At 48.4% G+C, this 14,619-nt stretch carries 15 protein-coding genes and 1 tRNA gene; 10 read left to right on the top strand and 6 right to left on the bottom strand.

The window, feature by feature from the left end; all coding sequences use genetic code 11:
* Positions 1 to 137: 137 nt before the first annotated feature.
* Positions 138 to 974 carry a 1,4-dihydroxy-2-naphthoyl-CoA synthase gene (menB, locus tag AWQ21_RS01340; RefSeq protein ID WP_030006063.1) on the bottom strand — a complete coding sequence of 279 codons (837 nt, stop codon included), beginning with the start codon at positions 972 to 974 and terminating at the stop codon, positions 138 to 140.
* 348 nt (positions 975 to 1,322) lie between these two features.
* On the opposite strand from menB, the gene AWQ21_RS01335 reads away from it, so the two are divergent.
* Positions 1,323 to 1,499, top strand: coding sequence for a replication restart DNA helicase PriA (locus AWQ21_RS01335; RefSeq protein WP_065715158.1), 177 nt, complete (start codon positions 1,323 to 1,325; stop codon positions 1,497 to 1,499).
* 462 nt (positions 1,500 to 1,961) lie between these two features.
* Positions 1,962 to 3,125: a GuaB3 family IMP dehydrogenase-related protein gene (locus AWQ21_RS01330; RefSeq protein ID WP_065712989.1), complete on the top strand. Its 1,164-nt coding sequence runs from the start codon at positions 1,962 to 1,964 to the stop codon at positions 3,123 to 3,125.
* A 159-nt stretch (positions 3,126 to 3,284) separates the two neighbouring features.
* Here AWQ21_RS01330 and AWQ21_RS16335 read toward each other — a convergent pair whose 3' ends face one another.
* Positions 3,285 to 3,449: a hypothetical protein gene (locus AWQ21_RS16335; RefSeq protein WP_012305899.1), complete on the bottom strand. Its 165-nt coding sequence runs from the start codon at positions 3,447 to 3,449 to the stop codon at positions 3,285 to 3,287.
* 87 nt (positions 3,450 to 3,536) lie between these two features.
* Between AWQ21_RS16335 and AWQ21_RS01325 the strand changes: the two genes are divergently transcribed.
* Positions 3,537 to 4,322 (top strand): S-adenosyl-l-methionine hydroxide adenosyltransferase family protein, encoded by a 786-nt coding sequence (locus AWQ21_RS01325; protein WP_065712988.1) that lies wholly within the window; start codon positions 3,537 to 3,539, stop codon positions 4,320 to 4,322.
* A gap of 138 nt (positions 4,323 to 4,460) precedes the next feature.
* On the opposite strand, the gene hpf is transcribed toward AWQ21_RS01325, so the two are convergent.
* Entirely contained in the window at positions 4,461 to 5,042 is a 582-nt protein-coding gene (hpf, locus tag AWQ21_RS01320; protein ID WP_065712987.1) for a ribosome hibernation-promoting factor, HPF/YfiA family, read from the bottom strand.
* 565 nt (positions 5,043 to 5,607) lie between these two features.
* On the opposite strand from hpf, the gene lipB reads away from it, so the two are divergent.
* The gene (gene lipB, locus AWQ21_RS01315; RefSeq protein WP_397428182.1) at positions 5,608 to 6,300 is read left to right on the top strand and encodes a lipoyl(octanoyl) transferase LipB; all 693 of its coding nucleotides are present in this window, start codon (positions 5,608 to 5,610) and stop codon (positions 6,298 to 6,300) included.
* Here lipB and AWQ21_RS01310 read toward each other — a convergent pair.
* Positions 6,271 to 6,972: a DUF3120 domain-containing protein gene (locus tag AWQ21_RS01310; RefSeq protein WP_065712986.1), complete on the bottom strand. Its 702-nt coding sequence runs from the start codon at positions 6,970 to 6,972 to the stop codon at positions 6,271 to 6,273. The two genes, lipB and AWQ21_RS01310, sit on opposite strands and share 30 nt — an antisense overlap.
* A 247-nt stretch (positions 6,973 to 7,219) precedes the next feature.
* On the opposite strand from AWQ21_RS01310, the gene AWQ21_RS01305 reads away from it, so the two are divergent.
* The 4 genes from AWQ21_RS01305 to AWQ21_RS01290 all read left to right on the top strand — a co-directional run bounded on the left by AWQ21_RS01305 (position 7,220) and on the right by AWQ21_RS01290 (position 11,396).
* Complete coding sequence (locus AWQ21_RS01305) at positions 7,220 to 8,188, top strand: undecaprenyl-diphosphate phosphatase (protein ID WP_065712985.1); 969 nt, start codon at positions 7,220 to 7,222, stop codon at positions 8,186 to 8,188.
* A 3-nt stretch (positions 8,189 to 8,191) separates the two neighbouring features.
* Positions 8,192 to 9,526, top strand: coding sequence for a TIGR03279 family radical SAM protein (locus tag AWQ21_RS01300; protein WP_065712984.1), 1,335 nt, complete (start codon positions 8,192 to 8,194; stop codon positions 9,524 to 9,526).
* Positions 9,527 to 9,640: 114 nt separating this feature from the next.
* Positions 9,641 to 10,660 carry a pentapeptide repeat-containing protein gene (locus AWQ21_RS01295; protein ID WP_083997940.1) on the top strand — a complete coding sequence of 340 codons (1,020 nt, stop codon included), beginning with the start codon at positions 9,641 to 9,643 and terminating at the stop codon, positions 10,658 to 10,660.
* 73 nt (positions 10,661 to 10,733) lie between these two features.
* Positions 10,734 to 11,396, top strand: coding sequence for an HAD-IB family phosphatase (locus tag AWQ21_RS01290; protein ID WP_065715155.1), 663 nt, complete (start codon positions 10,734 to 10,736; stop codon positions 11,394 to 11,396).
* Here AWQ21_RS01290 and AWQ21_RS01285 read toward each other — a convergent pair.
* Complete coding sequence (locus tag AWQ21_RS01285) at positions 11,393 to 12,829, bottom strand: sugar transferase (RefSeq protein ID WP_065712983.1); 1,437 nt, start codon at positions 12,827 to 12,829, stop codon at positions 11,393 to 11,395. The two genes, AWQ21_RS01290 and AWQ21_RS01285, sit on opposite strands and share 4 nt — an antisense overlap.
* A 75-nt stretch (positions 12,830 to 12,904) precedes the next feature.
* Positions 12,905 to 13,672 carry a WecB/TagA/CpsF family glycosyltransferase gene (locus tag AWQ21_RS01280; RefSeq protein WP_065712982.1) on the bottom strand — a complete coding sequence of 256 codons (768 nt, stop codon included), beginning with the start codon at positions 13,670 to 13,672 and terminating at the stop codon, positions 12,905 to 12,907.
* Positions 13,673 to 13,777: 105 nt separating this feature from the next.
* Here AWQ21_RS01280 and AWQ21_RS01275 point away from each other — a divergent pair, with 105 nt between their 5' ends.
* Complete coding sequence (locus tag AWQ21_RS01275; RefSeq protein ID WP_065712981.1) at positions 13,778 to 14,497, top strand: HAD family phosphatase; 720 nt, start codon at positions 13,778 to 13,780, stop codon at positions 14,495 to 14,497.
* Positions 14,498 to 14,508: 11 nt separating this feature from the next.
* Positions 14,509 to 14,581, top strand: a tRNA-Ala gene (locus AWQ21_RS01270).
* Positions 14,582 to 14,619 lie beyond the last annotated feature (38 nt).

Genomic DNA, 14,619 nt, shown 5'->3' with positions numbered 1-14,619 from the left:
GTTCCACTTAATTTTTTAAAAGTCTGGGATCTAATAGGGACAAGCTATCCGGTTTTATATCGGTATCTACTCTACCAAATTGGGATCCTTTAGTGGTAATGAATCCTCATCTTCCCTGGGCGATCGCCTGGGGTTTTTTAGGGCAACCAGGGGTATTGGCGGAAATTTGGCGATCGCTTTTCCAAAAAAGCCTGCTTCCCTTCTCTACCCTCCTCTGTCATGTAGTAGAGCATGGTGGCATTCCCCGCTAGCTCCTGGAGGCCTGCTTGCCCATCACAGTCAGCATTCAGCGCCGCCTTAAGACAGCGAATCGCAATGGGGCTTTTACTCAACACTTCCCTGGCCCACTGCACCCCCTCGGCCTCTAGTTGGGCGACGGGAACCACTTGATTCACCAGACCCATTTGTAGAGCTTGTTGGGCGTCATACTGGCGACAAAGAAACCAAATTTCTCGGGCTTTTTTTTGTCCCACGATACGCGCCATGTAACTAGCACCAAACCCACCATCAAAACTACCCACTTTTGGCCCCGTTTGCCCAAAAATCGCATTATCTGCGGCAATGGTTAGGTCACAAAGCAGATGTAGTACATGGCCACCCCCGATCGCATAGCCCGCCACCAAAGCGATTACAACCTTGGGCATCGAGCGAATCAGCTTCTGCAAATCCAGCACATTCAGGCGCGGCACCCCGGCTTGATCGACATAGCCCCCTTCACCCCGTACTGATTGATCGCCACCGGAACAGAACGCATATTTCCCGTCCGTGTGGGGGCCAGCACCCGTGAGGAGAATGACACCGATGTCTTGATCTTCCCGGGCGTCACAGAAAGCCTCATACATTTCAAAGATTGTCTGGGGTCGAAAGGCATTGCGTTTGTGGGGACGATTAATCGTGATTTTTGCAATCCCATCTAACTTTTGATACAAAATATCTTCGTAAGCTTTGACGGCTTGCCAAGCAAGAGATTCCATAATTTTTCATAGACAATGACTGCCCGTCATCTTATCCCATTCCCCCACCGCTAAGGTTCACCAGCCTTGTCAAAGGTGTGTCCTGAGGGCCATGAACAATCCTTTAAAGCGCCGACAAGCTTAATATTTTTTTGTTAACCCTTACTTAAAAGTACGGAAAACTCGAAACTGCTTTTTGACTATTTTTCGATAAAAACTTAAATTAGTCTTAAGTATGTTCAGGATCAAAGAAAAAGGGAAGAGAATATTCCTGGGATCAACTCAATTGCATTTAAAAACTTTTTAATGAAACTTCAAACGACCCTCAAAATCACAGATCTTAATTTCTTTAGAATTCAGGATAAAGCCATGGATTGCTCATATTCGCTTCCCTGTCCTAACTGTGGAGCACCAGCCCTGCGTCGTTATTTACACAACTCCAGTTTGCGGGAAACCACCTGTGAAACCTGCGATTATTTGATGGTGAGCTGTGAAGAAACTGGTAATGTTGTCGAATCCTATGCCCCTGGTATTTATCGTTTCTAGGCCGCTTAATTGTCGACAGTCCCCAGGCGATCGCCAATTACCCATCAATCCTTTTTAAAGACAAAACCTTTCCTCAGGAAAAACTTTAAAACCCTTTAGCGACCTCTCAAGCCTTAACACATTGGGAGCCTCTGAACCAGAATATTCTCTACCCCTTCTTTGGATCCGATAACCGAAATCCTCGTCATTTTTTCCCCTAATTATCGCTCTTGCCTGTCAATTCTTCCGAAACAAAGTGATCTTTAACTTAGGAGAGATGATTGTTTGCTTTCATTCAAATGAGGCGAGCCCAGCGAGTTGATTTTAGGTGAACCTACACACGAACTAAGCAACCAGCACCCAACCCAAAATTCAGCCTCCAGAAAGATTGACGTCTGGTGGTCGCTTTTTTGTAAGAAAATGCAAGCAATCAGTTATCCTAGACTGACACATTTAAGTTTTGGCAATCATTAAGGAGTAAGAGTGGACATTCAAATTGGTCGTGGCAAAACAGCTCGTCGTGCTTACGGATTCGATGAGATTGCCCTCGTTCCGGGCGGTCGTACCCTAGACCCTGAACTGGCAGATACCAGTCTCGAACTTGGTGGAATTAAGCTAAATATCCCGATTTTAGCCAGTGCCATGGATGGCGTTGTCGATGTAAAAATGGCAGCGTTGCTTTCTGATTTGGGCGCAATGGGCGTATTGAACCTTGAGGGACTCCAAACCCGTTATGAAGACCCGAACCCAGTCCTTGATCGGATTGCTGCAGTCGATAAAACTGAGTTCGTCGGCTTAATGCAAGAGCTCTATTCCAAGCCGATCCAACCGGAGCTAATCCAGAAACGTATCCAAGAGATCAAGGCTCAAAACGGCTTGGCGGCAGTGAGTCTTACCCCTGTCGGTGCCACCAAATACGGCAAAATTGCCGCTGATGCTGGGGCCGATATTCTTTTTATTCAAGCAACGGTGGTTTCTACTTCTCACCTATCTCCTGAAGGGATTGTCCCCCTAAACTTGCACAAACTTTGTTCTGAACTGCCCATCCCGGTTGTCCTGGGTAACTGTGTGACCTATGATGCTGCGTTGGAACTGATGCGTGCAGGGGCGGCGGCTGTGCTCGTCGGGATTGGCCCCGGTGCCGCTTGTACCTCCCGTGGTGTACTTGGAGTTGGTGTGCCCCAGGCTACAGCAGTGGCTGATTGTTCTGCAGCCCGCGATGACTACGAAAAGGAATCTGGCCGCTATGTGCCGATCATTGCGGACGGTGGGATCGTTACCGGTGGTGATATTTGTAAATGTATTGCTTCTGGAGCTGATGCGGTGATGATTGGTTCTCCCATTGCTCGCGCCGCTGAAGCACCGGGTCGCGGTTTCCACTGGGGTATGGCTACGCCCAGCCCTGTGCTACCCCGAGGAACTCGAATTAATGTGGGAACAACTGGCACGATTACTCAGATTATGACGGGGCCTGCCAAACTCGATGATGGTACCCATAATCTCTTGGGGGCGCTCAAAACAAGTATGGGAACTCTCGGTGCTAAAAATATCAAGGAAATGCAACAGGTAGAAGTGGTAATTGCTCCTTCTTTGTTGACGGAAGGGAAGGTTTACCAAAAAGCCCAAAAACTGGGCATGGGTAAATAGAGCCGACCACGATTGATTATTGTTGTGCTGAAGGTTTAGCTATCTAAAAAGTGAACCTTCGTTGTCATTAAAAAATTAACCGAAAGAAAAGGGAATGTTTTTCAACACTCCCTTTTTTCTTGTTTTTTGGTAAGAGTTATTCGGCTGAGTAAATATTGTTTAACCAATCCCAAGATACTGAGCCTCCGCTTCTAGCTGCTGAACGAGGTGGTCATTGCCAGAATTTCGGGCGGCTTCGAGACGATGTTGTAAATTTTTCTTGAGGTTTTCGCGGTGGGTACGTTTAATTTGCTTAACGATTTGCTGTTGAACGTTTCTAAACATGATTTTCTCACTGGGGATAATTGGCTATTTTTAGGGTAACAGGCTTCGGATTAAACTGTATCAAATACTACAAAATACTTAAACATCATGGCGATCGCCTTAGTGACAGATTTCGGTTTGCAGGACGGCTATGTGGGGACAATGAAGGGGGTAATTGCGGCGATCGCCCCCCAAGCCCTGGTGATTGATCTCAACCACAATATTCCGCCCCAGGATCTATGGGCTGGTCGTTTTTGTTTGCTGAGTGCAGCCCCCTATTTCCCATCTGAAACAATTTTCGTCGGCGTTGTGGATCCGGGTGTGGGCACTAAACGTCAGGCGATCGCCGTTAAATTGAAACAAGGTTATTTTGTGGGGCCAAATAATGGTCTAGGGAGTGGCTTGTTTGCAGATGATTCCATTGTTGCAGCGGTAGAGCTCGATAATCCCCAATATTGGCGATCGCCTCTTAGGGAAAACCTGAGTCACACTTTCCATGGCCGGGACATTTTTGCCCCGGTGGCAGCCCATCTTTCCCTGGGCGTTCCTTTGTCAAAGCTAGGCCATGCCCTCACACCAACAGAAATCATTCGTTTAGACATTCCTCCATATCAGAACAATGGCGAAACCTATACTGGGATAATCCAGCACATTGATCACTTTGGTAACTTAATTACCACCATTCCCAACACCATTTGCACAAATTATCAGGGCAAAGTAACATTAGCAAGCCAAAAAATTCCTCTGGTTTCTACCTATGGAGACGTGCCCAAAAATCATCCCTGTGCCTTGATGGGAAGCCACGGTTGGTTAGAAATTAGTGTAAATTACGGCAATGCCCAGCATTTTTTTCAGGTGCAACGGGGGGCAATAGTTCAATACCAAATTTCTTAAATAACCAATAGAGAAAAAGCAAGAAAAAAGGAAAGCTTCTTATTAGAAAACTTTCCTTTACATTAGGGATTAGATTTAACAACGGTTCAGATAATAACTATCGTCTAAAAGTCATTTAATGAACCTTGAAAAAATCAACTATTCTTTGCCAAGGCGCGGTTGGATCACACCATAACCACCGTGGTTGCGGATATAGATCACATTGATGGCATTTGTGTCTTTGTTCAAGAACATGTAAAAGTCGTGGTCTACCAACTGGAGCTGTTCTAAAGCCTCATCAATGGTCATGGGGGGCATCGCGAAATACTTCATCCGTACCACTTCAGAGGGAAGTTCTGGGGCGCGATCGCCAATGAGATTATCTGGCACCGATTCGTCAGGCAACACTTCACTGGTTTTTTCCTGAACGTGGGTTTTTTTGCCGAAGTTTTTCTCTTTATATTTGCGGAGTTGACGGGCAATCTTATCAGAAACAAGGTCAATGCTGGCGTAGAGATTTTCGCTGCCTTCCTGGGCGCGAATCACTGTGCCATTGGCGTAAACAGTAACTTCAGCTTTATGCTTGTCGGTAATGCGAGCATTATTAGCAACAGACAAGTGTACATCTACTTTTGTAGCGAAGGTTTGAAAGTGCTTGGTTGCTTTTTCAAGCTTGCTTTCAACATAGTCATGGATCGATTCAGTTACTGCAATATTGTTGCCTTGGATCAATAGCTTCATAGTCTCTGGTTACTCCATCTGAATGGATAAAACAAGTCTGCTTTGTACACGATTTACGAATAAGAGGTGGATTTACAGCCTAGGAAAATTCGTAATGAAATGACTGGTGTAAAAAGAACTTGTTGGTGAAGTGTTTGGTTATTCTAGCAGGATTTTTTTAAGGCGAAAACTATTGTGGTGGCGTCATATATAGATCCGTCCGTTTAATATTACGCAATACTTCTAGAAGTACTAGCATCTGGTTGAATGTCAGGACAACTTTTTTTGGTGAGATAAACAAATTGAAAATCAAGTGATATTTAGTCCTTTTAGAGAAAATTAGTTACTGACAACTTATTGACTGGGATTTTGGGGGATTTATCTCTTTCTCTCTACACTTTTAATTGTAGGTTTTGCCTTTGGGCCTTGTCAATTTATCTTTTTTGAAACATTAAGAAAGCCTGGAAGCTTTTACAGTTCTTAACTCTTTGCTATGGTGAAGACAATATCTAACATTATTTTGCCAAAAGGCGATCGCCCCTTGATGACTTTTAATGTTTCGTCGGATCCCTTGACATTGCGTCATATCAATTCACATCCTTTGCCCTTTTGTCTATTTTATCAAGGGGGAATCTGGCCTTACACCGAGGCTTGGGAGCAGCAACGGCAACTGGTGGAGGCGCGTTTACAGGACGAGCAGTTGAGTGATGTTTTACTGCTCCTGGAACACTTTCCGGTCTATACCCTGGGGACAGGGTCGAAGTTGGATTTTGTGAAATTTTCCCCGGAAGCCGCAGACGTTGAGTTGCATCGGACGGAGCGGGGTGGAGAGGTAACTTACCATTGTCCGGGGCAGTTAGTGGGCTATCCGATTTTGAATTTACGTCGTCACCAACAGGATCTGCATTGGTATCTGCGGCAATTAGAAGAGGTCTTAATTCGTCTTTTGGCGGGCTATGGCTTGAAAGGGGAACGCATTCCTGGACTGACTGGGGTCTGGGTCGAGGGTCACAAGGTGGCAGCCATTGGCATCAAGGTGAAGCGCTGGATTACGATGCACGGGTTTGCCCTGAATGTTTGCCCAGATTTAACAGGATTTAAACGGATTGTGCCCTGCGGCATTGGCGATCGCCCCGTGGGGAGTTTGCAGCAGTTTTTACCGGATATCTCTTTGGCCCAGGTGCGTGAAGAGTTACCGAAAATTTTTGGCGAAGTTTTTCAGTTGGAGATGATCGCGCAACAAAATCTCCTAGGCGAAGCAAGCGGCAATCCAAAATAAACCATCGACGAGGAGCGTACTGACCACAGCCCCCGCGAAACTCCAATAGGGGATTTGGGGCTGACGGAAGGCCCACCAACTAATGCCGATCAATAAATTCACCAAAACAACTGCCCAACTAATGCCCCAAAGGGTCTGCATTTGAGCCAGGGCCGCTTGAAAAATGGGCATGACGAAATCTGGCTCGGCGTACATCAGTTTTCGCCAGTAGGGGATCAAATCCGTGAGGTAAAAGTAAATGTCGGTGATCGCCGTCCCAAGGAGAGAACCCAGGTAAAACAAATGCCCGACTAAGCCGCGTTTTTGCCACAGGCCCCATAGGGCAAAGGGTAGACCAATAGCTTCCACCGGGAGATGTAAGAAGGGTTCGTAGCGCAACCAGCCCCAATAGATTGCTCCGGCCAACCAACTCCAGCTAAAGCCCCAGAGGAGATCTCCCCAAATTTCGGTATTTTCTCGTTGTCGGAGGCCAAAGGCGATCGCCACCCAGAGGAGAGTCAAGGCTAAACTCAGCCAGGGGGCTGTCCTAACCAGGGGCGCTTGAAAAAAAACGGGCACAGAAACTAGGAAGCCCGACGCGAGGCAAATTAGGAGGGGAACATTGCGGCGGAGATCCTGTTGTCGCTTGAGAACATACACTGCACCGACGGAGAAAAGAGGATGGTTCAGCAAAACAAAGGGGTTTGTAACAATAACTTGTAAATATTTATTAATGAATTTTAACTTATGACTTCCGGTTTTCTCATAAAGAGAACTAGAAATTTGCCTGATTTTGCCATTTCCTCGGGGCGATCGCCGAGTATTTCCCTCCTAGATCAGAAATCGTTGGACAGGATTTTTCTAAAAACTAGTCAAGGTCAACCAGATTGACTAGAGTAGTTGAGGCAGATTTACCCGACGCCCAAGGGAAGCAACATTAATGCTCAAAAAAAAGCAACAACGGCACTGGTTTGAGTTCAGCAGTATGGTGGCCTTAGGCTTGGCCCTGTTTCTGTTGATTAGCTTCTGGCACCTGCGGCTCAATGCGGCAACGCCCAAAAATATGTCGGCGATCGCCCCGGAACAGTTCAATTGGTTCCAAGGGATTATTTTGGGACTAGTGCAAGGCTTGACCGAGTTTATCCCCATCAGCAGCACCGCCCACCTCAAGGTAATTCCCGTGGCCCTCGGCTGGCCCGATCCAGGGGTGGCTCTCACTGCCGTGATCCAACTGGGAAGCATCGTCGCTGTGGTGGGCTATTTCTGGCAGGATTTACGGCAGGTCATTGGTGGAGCCTGGCAAGCTTGGCAACACAAGGATTGGCAAAAACAAGAATGGCGGATATTTTGGGGGATTTTCTGGGGCACTTTCCCCATCCTCGGTGTGGGCTTGTTAATTAAAGCTTTTGTCCCTGACTATGACGAATCTCCCCTACGCAGTTTACCGGCTATTGCGATCGCCTCCATTGTGATGGCGATTTTGTTGGCCCTCGCCGAACGTTATCCGCAGCACCAACGGACCTTTGACCAACTCAGCCTCAAGGATGGCATTCTCATGGGTTGCGCCCAAGCCCTCGCCGTAATTCCTGGGGTGTCGCGGTCTGGCTCAACGATCACAGCAGGTCTATTTATGAATTTAGACCGGGCTACGGCGGCCCGTTTCTCGTTTCTGCTGGGGATTCCGGCCATTACTATCGCGGGACTCGTGGAATTCCAAGGGCTAATGAGCAATGGTTTAACGACGGTGCCGCCCCTCACCCTGATTGTCAGTCTTATTTCTTCGACGGTATTTTCTTACTTGGCGATCGCCTGGCTGATTCAATTTCTCCAAAAACACCAAACCTGGGTTTTCGTCTGGTATCGATTGGGCTTTGGTATGATCATCTTGGCATTAACCCTGCTGCGTTAACCCATGAGCGTCTCCACTATCAAGCCCGCCCAAATTTGCCATGTTGTCCCCGATTCCATTGCCGCTGAAGTTGGCTTTGAAGCTGGTGATGCCATCGTTTCCATTAATGGGATGAAGCCGAGGGATCTCATCGATTATCAATTTCTCTGCGCCGACGAATACCTCGAATTAGAAGTCCTCGATGCCAAGGGAAAATCCCATCACCTCGAAATCGAAAAAGACTACGACGAAGATCTGGGTTTGGAATTTGACAATGCCCTCTTTGACGGTCTGATCCAGTGCAATAACCGCTGTCCTTTTTGTTTCATCGACCAGCAGCCCCCCGGCAAGCGCCAAAGCCTTTACTTAAAAGATGATGACTATCGCCTCAGCTTCCTCTACGGCAGTTATCTCACCCTGACCAACCTGACCGAGCGGGAATGGCAACGTATTAACCAAATGCGCCTCTCGCCTCTGTTTGTGTCCGTCCATGCCACCGAGCCGGAGATTCGTCGGCAACTCCTCAAAAATGACCGCGCCGGAGAAATCCTCAAGCAACTCCAATGGTTTGCGGATCATCGCTTACAAATCCATGCCCAAGTCGTCGTTTGTCCGGGGATTAATGACGGGCCGCATTTAGAAAGAACATTGCGGGATCTGGCTGAATTTCACGGAGGAGACTTGCCCGCTGTGATTTCGGCGGCGGTGGTGCCCGTGGGTTTAACGCGTTTTCGGCCTAATTTGGCGGAACTTAGCCCTGTTGATCAAGCCAAAGCCCAGGAGGTGATCGCCCAGGTGACGGCGCTCCAGGCAGAGTTTCGGGAACGGTTTCAGACAAATTTTGCTTGGTTGGCCGATGAGTGGTTTCTGATTGGACGGGAAGAACTGCCACCGGAATCCCATTACGAAGACTATCCCCAACTAGGGAATGGGGTGGGTTCGATTCGTCAGTTTATCCGGGATTTTCTCAACACCGCCGATGAAACTTTACCGGCGGCGATCGCCAAGCCGAAACATTTCACTTGGGTGGTAGGCAACGCCGTCGAACAAGCCTTTGAACCTCTTGTCGCACGCCTCAACCAGGTGGAAAATTTAACGATTACCCTGGCAGCCTTAAACAGTGACTACTGGGGCCAAGCCATTACCGTTACCGGATTGCTGACGGGGGAAGACTTGGTTAAAAAACTGGCTGGGCGGGATTTTGGGGATGGTATTTTGCTCCCGACGGTGATGCTCAAGCATGATGAAGCCAAGTTCCTCGACGATAAAACGGTGGCGGAAGTGGCGATCGCCTTAGATACGCCCATCTATGCAGTAGAAAATGTCCTGGCCTTGATGAATCGCTGTTGCCAAGATTAACAATTCACAAAGAAGATTATCGAAACATTAAGAATCAAATGCTGCTTCAGTAAATAGAGTATGTTTGCTTCTCTAATAAAGGAAGAAGCCGACGCCAGCAGGTAGCATTTTTTGATGATGCTGCTCGCTTTTTGTGCTCGGTTACATAAAGCTGGCCTTATGAATATTGAAGCGCTTCTCAATGACTATGCCTTGGGACAGAGGTTATTTCCCAGAGAACGGTTTGCTGCCGCGAATTTAACTGGGTTAGACCTAGCCTATTGCGATTTTACAGGGGGGAATTTTGTTTCTGCCTCCCTCGCACGGACGAATTTGCAACATTGTCACCTGCGTAAGGCGAATCTAGAGCAAGCTTTTTTGTATGGCGCCAATCTTAGCTATGCCAAATTAGACCAGGCCAATTTGACGGGGGCGGATCTCACGAAAGTTAATCTCCAGGGGGCGACCTTAACCCAAGCAACCCTAAACCACGCCCAGCTAAGTGGGGCGATTATGCGTTGGGTCACTTTTTTTATGGCCGATCTACAAAACGTGAACCTCTGTGGGGCCAATTTAACGGGGGTAAATTTTCGGGGGGCCAATTTAACGGGGGCGAATCTCAGTTGGAGTAATTTGACTGAAGCGAAGCTCAGTGGTGCGATTTTGCATGAAACGAATTTACAAGGGGTACAGTTACAGGATGCCTATCTCAATGGCGTTGATTTTCGGCGACAGGATTTTAGTGGCCTCAATTGTATTGGGATTTTTTTCTGCGGCGGCAAAGGCCATGAGATGAACTTAGTCGGCACTAATTTGACTGGGGCTAGGCTACGCTTTACGAGTTTTGTGCGGGCCAATTTCTCGCGGGCATCCTTGCACCAGGCGGATTTCCAACAGGGAAATTTAAGCTTCGCTAACTGTCAATCTGTAGAGGCGATCGCCAGTAATTTTCAGAAAGCAGAATTAGTTGCGACGGACTTCCGGAATGCCCAACTCCAAAGAGCCGATTTTCGGGGTGCAAACCTCCGGGGAGCCAATTTTGCCCGCGCTGACCTCCGGGGAGCAAAGTTTCAGGGCGCTAAACTAAATCAGACGAATTTCCAAGGGGCCGTTTTTGAATTCGATCCCCGGAAACAGACACTTCTTGCTTCGTAAGGGAAAGTACAAGATCGAAAATGATCTCAAAGCGGACTATAATCCTGGGGAACCTGTTACGTTACAAAAGTTAATGGACGCCCAAACGATTGTATTTTGCGACTTTGACGGCACAATCACGACCGTCGATACCTTTGGGGATGCCCTCGGCAAATACGCGCCGGAGGTGGCCGCCGACATTCTACCGGGATTGTATGACCGCAAGATTACACTCCGGGAAGGAGTACGCAAAATCCTCGAAGCGATTCCTTCTGAGCAGTTTGATGCCTTTGTCGGTGAGGTGGACGATAAACCTGTGCGCCAGGGCTTCAGTGATTTTCTCCAGTTTTTAGGCGATCGCCAAGTGCCGATTGTGGTGGTATCCGGTGGCCTTGTGCCAATGGTGGAAAGAGTTTTAGCGCGTCCTGGCACCGATGGAAAACCTCTGCGCGATCACATTGAAACCGTGGCGGCAATGAATATTGATACCCTTGATCCTTACTTTAAAATCATTGCGCCCTTCGAAGGAGGGACGGAGATGGTGGAAAAAGTGCAAGTGATGGGAAAGTATAAATACCAAAAGGCGATCGCCATTGGGGATTCTCTAACGGATATCAACATGGCCCTGAAAGCAGATTTGGTTTTTGCCCGCGATCGCCTCCAGCAATATCTCGACGCCGAAGGAAAATCCTATGTCCCCTGGGAAACCTTTGATGATATCCGTGCCTATCTCGAAACTAACGGTTTGCCGGCCTAGTAGGCTCCTTTGCCAAAAAAGACAATTCGCACCGTTTCCAACAAAATGTCGAGATCGAGGTTCAAAGACCAATTGTCGATGTAGTACAAATCTAGTCGCGCCGCATCATTAAAATCACTCAGATCAGAACGACCCGAAATTTGCCACAGACCCGTAATCCCCGGTAAAACTTGGTGGCGGATATGGTGCCATTCGTCAAACCGTGCCACATCCCGCAGCGGCAATGGGCGCGGCCCCACCAAACTCATCTGACCCAGCACCACATTGAGCAATTGGGGCAACTCATCGATACTGGTGCGGCGAAGAAATTTACCCAATTTTGTAATGCGCGGATCATCTTTAATCTTGAACAATACCCCATCCTTCATTTGATTTTGCGCTTCTAGTTGGGCCTGTAACTGGGGCGCATTAATGACCATCGTCCGAAATTTCCACATCTTGAACGGTTTGCCATTTAAACCCGCCCTCGGTTGCCGGAAGAAAATTGGCCCCGGTGAATCTAGGCGAATGGCGATCGCCACGCCGACCAACAGCGGCGAAATTAGCAAAAGACCCAGCCCAGCCCCCAGAAAATCAAACCACCGTTTTAAGCGGTAATCCCAGCACAGCAGCAGTGGCGTTTCAACTCGGAGGGTGGGAATTCCGGCGAACATTTCCGGCAAGCCTCGACGATAAAGCATCTCCCGACTCGACGGCATAAGACGAATGGCAATCCCCGCGCTGCGCAAATGCCAAAATAAATGGGAGGCCAAGTCTGTTTCAGGGAGATCTTTGACCAGTACTTCGTGGGCCCCTGACTGTTTAATTTGCGCCACCGTGATTTGGGTACTGACCATGGAGGCAAGGGTGGCACCGACAATCCGATAATGGGGGCGTTTTTTTAAAATCTGGGCAAGACTTTCTAATTGCTCGGCCGGGGCGACGAGAAACACATTAATCGGTGGTGCTTGGCGATCAAACTGGCGCAGGATTAAGGTCAACAAAAACCGCAAGCCTAAGACTAGGACAACACTCAAAAACCAAGCCGCAATAAACAGGGAACGGGGTGGATCGAGCATGGGGTTATGGAAATAACTACCAACCAAAAACAGGCCATAGACCAGAGTAATGATCCAGGCGGCACGGGTGTAGTTTTGAGGAGCTGGGGGCGAACGATAGAGGTGATTGCCAAAGAAGAAGACCAGGGTGACAAAGGCAAAAATCCAGAACAAGCTCGGAATATCAAGCCAGACCCACCAGACCAGATCCGCCGGAATAGGCGAATAAAAGTTGTTGATGTAGTCGGCCAGTTGCCAGGCGATCGCCAACCCCAAGAGATCACTGCCCACTAGCAATAAACCTCTTTTCCAGCGGCCTCGGGCAGTTTTTAGCCAGTGGAGAGGACTAATCGCACGAATATCCTGGGTAGGAAGGGGAAAAGGAGATTTGGGCATGGATCAAGGCAATCAACTTGCAACACAAAGAAAAATCAATAAAATCGTCCAGAGGTGGGCAAAATTCCTCAAAAACTAGGGCGATCGCCGCCGGAGCAGTTGCCAACCAAACAGAAAAATAAATGCCCCATTGTGGACGAGATAACGTTTCCAAAGGCGACGGGGTTCTTGGATCAGCCGGTACAGCCACTCCAACCCCAGGGTCATCAACCAGCGGGGGGCTTGGGAGACGGTACCAGCATGGAAATCAAAGGCCGCCCCCACCCCCAACAAAACAGCCGCCAGGTGGGGACTATTTTCGGCCATCCATTTTTCTTGCTTCGGGCAACCCAAACCGACAAAAACCAGTTTTGCGCCCGATTGTTCAATGCGCTGTCTTGTGGCGATCGCCTCAGCAGGGGTTGGGGATCGGAAAGGGGGCGCTTCTACTCCGGCAATTTGCAAATTGGGAAATTTTTCTAAAAGAGTTTGCTGCAATTTTTCGAGGGTTTCTGGGCGACTACCATAGAGATAGACCGGAATTTTTTCTTGGGCGGCCATGGCGCAACAATGGAGCATCAGATCCGGCCCATAAACCCGGGTCGCCTGGGGATAACCCAACCACCGCAATCCCCAAACTAGGGGCATTCCGTCCGGGGTCGTCACCAGGGCTTGATTAATGATGTGCTGAAACTCTGGCTGCCAATAACCCGTCATCACCATATGTACATTGGCGATCGCCCCATACCCGAATGTTCCATCGCGAATGGCCGCCGCAATTTCAGCCCAAGCCCGTTGATAATCTAAACAATGCACCCTTGTTTTTAGAATGTGCCGCTGGGGAATATCCGTCGTCAAAGCCATGGCGATCGCCCGCAAATATCAACGCTTATTCTAAGATGAGAATTATCAGGCAAAAACCTGACCCTTGGTCAAAAAACGTAAACTTTTATCGTTCATCGTCCCATTATGACCCTGCTCAAAGCCGTTTTATTTGAAATAAATGGAGTCTTTCTTAACGATGCGGCCCTCCAATTTGAGCTGATCGATGATATTTTGCTGGCCGAAAATCTCCGACCGACGGATCGCCTCTATCGGGATAGCAGTCTGGGGAAAAGCGATCGCCGTTGCCTCAAGGAAAATCTTGCACTCCGGGGGCGGGTGTTCTCAGAGGCACAACTTGACAGCCTCATTCAACAGAAATCCGCACTTTATCAAAGCAAATTACGAGAAATTGAGCCGTTCCCCCTTTATGAAGACGTAATCCCCCTAATTTCTGCGATTAAACTCAAAAATATCCCCGTGGGAATTGTGACGGGCTATTGCCGTGCCGATGCTGAGTTTATCCTCCAGCAAGCGCACCTTGACCAAGCTTTTGATGTGATTGTCACCGCCGATGAGGTGAAAACATTTAAACCCAACGGAGATGGTTATCGCCTGGCGATCGCCCAACTAAACCAGAAATTTCCTGAGGCCCAAATTCAACCGGAAAATTGCCTCGCCATTGAAGATAATTTCCACGGTATCCAGGCCGCCAAATCCGTCGGGATTCCCGTTGTCGGCGTGGCCCATACCTATCCATTTCATATGTTGCAACGCTGCAGTAACTGGTGTGTGGACTACCTCAATGATTTAGAACTCGAACGTATCGATCCCAGCCTTGCGCCCCCCGCAGAGGTGCTAAAATAATTTTTCGTTCTGGGGAATTAGCTCAGTTGGTAGAGTGCTGCGATCGCACCGCAGAGGTCAGGGGTTCGAATCCCCTATTCTCCATCCCCAAAAAACTTGCCTACAATGGGATCATTCCGCCG

Origin of the sequence: Picosynechococcus sp. PCC 7003, from assembly GCF_001693255.1 — a bacterium.
In the GTDB taxonomy this organism is placed as follows: Bacteria; Cyanobacteriota; Cyanobacteriia; order Cyanobacteriales; family MRBY01; genus MRBY01.
The sequence above is the reverse complement of the archived record's forward strand: the minus strand, read 5'-3'. Positions and strand labels throughout refer to the sequence as shown.

What these genes read in the sequence shown, in the direction of transcription:
- AWQ21_RS01300 (WP_065712984.1), top strand. Translation starts at nt 8,192, where the DNA reads ATGAGCGTCTCCACTATCAAGCCCGCCCAAATTTGCCATGTTGTCCCC.
- AWQ21_RS01335 (WP_065715158.1), top strand. Translation starts at nt 1,323, where the DNA reads ATGGATTGCTCATATTCGCTTCCCTGTCCTAACTGTGGAGCACCAGCC.
- AWQ21_RS01325 (WP_065712988.1), top strand. Translation starts at nt 3,537, where the DNA reads ATGGCGATCGCCTTAGTGACAGATTTCGGTTTGCAGGACGGCTATGTG.
- menB (WP_030006063.1), bottom strand. Translation starts at nt 974, where the DNA reads ATGGAATCTCTTGCTTGGCAAGCCGTCAAAGCTTACGAAGATATTTTG.
- AWQ21_RS01295 (WP_083997940.1), top strand. Translation starts at nt 9,641, where the DNA reads ATGATGCTGCTCGCTTTTTGTGCTCGGTTACATAAAGCTGGCCTTATG.
- AWQ21_RS01275 (WP_065712981.1), top strand. Translation starts at nt 13,778, where the DNA reads ATGACCCTGCTCAAAGCCGTTTTATTTGAAATAAATGGAGTCTTTCTT.
- AWQ21_RS01290 (WP_065715155.1), top strand. Translation starts at nt 10,734, where the DNA reads ATGGACGCCCAAACGATTGTATTTTGCGACTTTGACGGCACAATCACG.
- AWQ21_RS01280 (WP_065712982.1), bottom strand. Translation starts at nt 13,672, where the DNA reads ATGGCTTTGACGACGGATATTCCCCAGCGGCACATTCTAAAAACAAGG.
- AWQ21_RS01305 (WP_065712985.1), top strand. Translation starts at nt 7,220, where the DNA reads ATGCTCAAAAAAAAGCAACAACGGCACTGGTTTGAGTTCAGCAGTATG.
- hpf (WP_065712987.1), bottom strand. Translation starts at nt 5,042, where the DNA reads ATGAAGCTATTGATCCAAGGCAACAATATTGCAGTAACTGAATCGATC.
- AWQ21_RS01285 (WP_065712983.1), bottom strand. Translation starts at nt 12,829, where the DNA reads ATGCCCAAATCTCCTTTTCCCCTTCCTACCCAGGATATTCGTGCGATT.
- AWQ21_RS16335 (WP_012305899.1), bottom strand. Translation starts at nt 3,449, where the DNA reads ATGTTTAGAAACGTTCAACAGCAAATCGTTAAGCAAATTAAACGTACC.